Source organism: Tabrizicola sp. TH137, from assembly GCF_002855575.1.
In the GTDB taxonomy this organism is placed as follows: domain Bacteria; phylum Pseudomonadota; class Alphaproteobacteria; order Rhodobacterales; family Rhodobacteraceae; genus Paragemmobacter.
Map to the genome: position 1 here is coordinate 1 of NZ_PKRQ01000037.1, position 1,843 is coordinate 1,843.

A 1,843-nucleotide genomic window follows, 5' to 3' on the forward strand; every position below is an offset into this window, starting at 1 on the left:
CCACCTCGAGCTCCAAACCCTTGGCGACATAGGCGGTCTGGAACTTCTCGAAGATCGGCCAGAGGTCGAGAAGCGCGTCGATGGCCTCGGGGCTGACGGGGATCGGGGTGCCATCCGCGTCGCCGACGCTCTCCCAATCGACGATGGCGCGGGCAGCGATGGCCTTGGCGAAAATGACCGCGATGCTGTCATCGGGCGTGCCGGGGGCGATGGCGCGGACGGCCGGGTCGGTGCGGGCCGCGACCATGATGGCCGTGGTCAGGGGTTCGACCTTCACGCGCACGCCCAGCGCAAGGTCGAGCCAGCAGGCTTCGCGGGCGAGGTTCAGGCGTAGCATGATCAATACTCCTCGATGTCGTTGACGAGCGTCGTGGTGCACATCCGGCCCAAGGTGGCATCCCGGGCGGCCTGCCAGTCGAAGGTGGCCTGGATGCCCTGCGGCCCCGGGATCTCGATCCGGGGGCGTGGGAGGTAGACGGCATGTGCCGAGAAGGAGAAACTCTCGCCCGAGGGCAGGACATAGGCGAATGTGAGGGCGCAAGGATCGCCCGCAATGGCCTGATTCACCAGCACCTGATCGGCGAAGCGCACCTCGATCTTGCCGGTCAGCGCGGCGATGGAGGGGTCCGCCCCGTCGATCCGACCGTCCGAGCGGATGGTCTCCACCCGGTCGAGATTGTTGGCATAGGTGATCTCGGCCGAGATAATGTTGCCGAGCGGCTGGCCGTTGCGCGTGATCGCCCCGTTGAAATGGCCAAAGCGTTGGAGGTTGAGGTCAGCCAGTGTTCCCGCTGCGGAGGCACTGGCGATGGCTTCCCCTTGTGCGACAAGGCTGGCCGTTGCGGTCAGCAGACCGGAGCGCTGCATCTGCCAGCTTAGGCTGTCGAGGACACAGCCAGAATACATGGCATAGCGCGGCACCTCCGGCATGCCGGTCTCGATGGACATCGACGGGAGCGACCAGGCACCGGAGCGGAACTCGTGGGTGAAGGGTCCCGGTGCCGCGCCGGTCGTCACGGGTGCACCGAAGGCCGCCTTCAGCCAGAAGCCGAAGGCCGCGGCATCGATCGGCACCACGACATTGCCGTCCGCCGTGACCGCATCCTTGATCGGCGCAAGAGGGTCGCGGCCGTAACCGAGCAGTTCGCTGTTCAGGAGCGGTTGTTCCGACCCCAGCGTGGTGCTGGCGAACGGCATCTTCGTGAAGCCGCCCGCGGGTGGGGTTCCATAGGTGGTCTCGAACGCAAGCGCCATCTGCGCCCGCGCGCCTTGCGCACGTGCCATGGGGGTCTCCTTGGATATGTGTGGGGTCAGGCCAGGGGGCTGGTCGTGGTGTAGTGCAGGACGACGGTGATCAGCGCCGCCTTCAGGCTGGCAGCGCCCTCGACGGGCAGATCGACGGATGACGGGGCTTCGGGTTCAACCCAGTCGCAGAGGCCGCCCAATGTCCGGTCAGCCTCCAGCGCCGTGCCGATGGCGACGATCAGGTCATCGAAGGCGCTAGTCAGGCCGGTGCCCGCTTGGATGACCACCTCCAGTTCGGCCCGGTGCTGGTAGTGATAGCGCAGGGGCGACAGCGTTACCTCCGGTTCGCCCGGCTGTCCGTCGCGCAGGATGATCAGCCCGACTGCAGTGATCCGCTCGGGAAGCACCTCGTCACGCAGGGTGAGGGCGGCAAGCGGCTGCAGCCGCGCATGCAGCGCGGCGAGGACGGTTTCGCGAGTGGTGGGCAAGTTGGCAGTCTTCTAGAGTCAGGACCCATAAATCTGCTTGAGCGACGGCGCGCGGCATGATTCAAGCTCCCAACTTGGGGAGGGATCATGGGCGAGCTTTTCTGGCTGAC

The 1,843-nt window shown here is 66.3% G+C and carries 3 protein-coding genes; all 3 read right to left on the reverse strand.

Annotation, left to right across the window (positions count from 1 at the left end; genetic code table 11):
• The coding region (locus C0V75_RS22645; protein WP_101923230.1) for a hypothetical protein at nucleotides 1–337 on the reverse strand (337 nt) is incomplete at its 3' end.
• Between the two features lie 2 nt (nucleotides 338–339).
• On the reverse strand, nucleotides 340–1,284 hold the full coding sequence (locus tag C0V75_RS22650; protein WP_101923231.1) for a phage tail tube protein: 945 nt from the start codon (nucleotides 1,282–1,284) through the stop codon (nucleotides 340–342).
• Between the two features lie 26 nt (nucleotides 1,285–1,310).
• A complete protein-coding gene (locus C0V75_RS22655; protein WP_101923232.1) occupies nucleotides 1,311–1,733 on the reverse strand; it encodes an acyl-CoA transferase in 423 nt (140 codons plus the stop codon).
• Nucleotides 1,734–1,843: the final 110 nt, after the last annotated feature.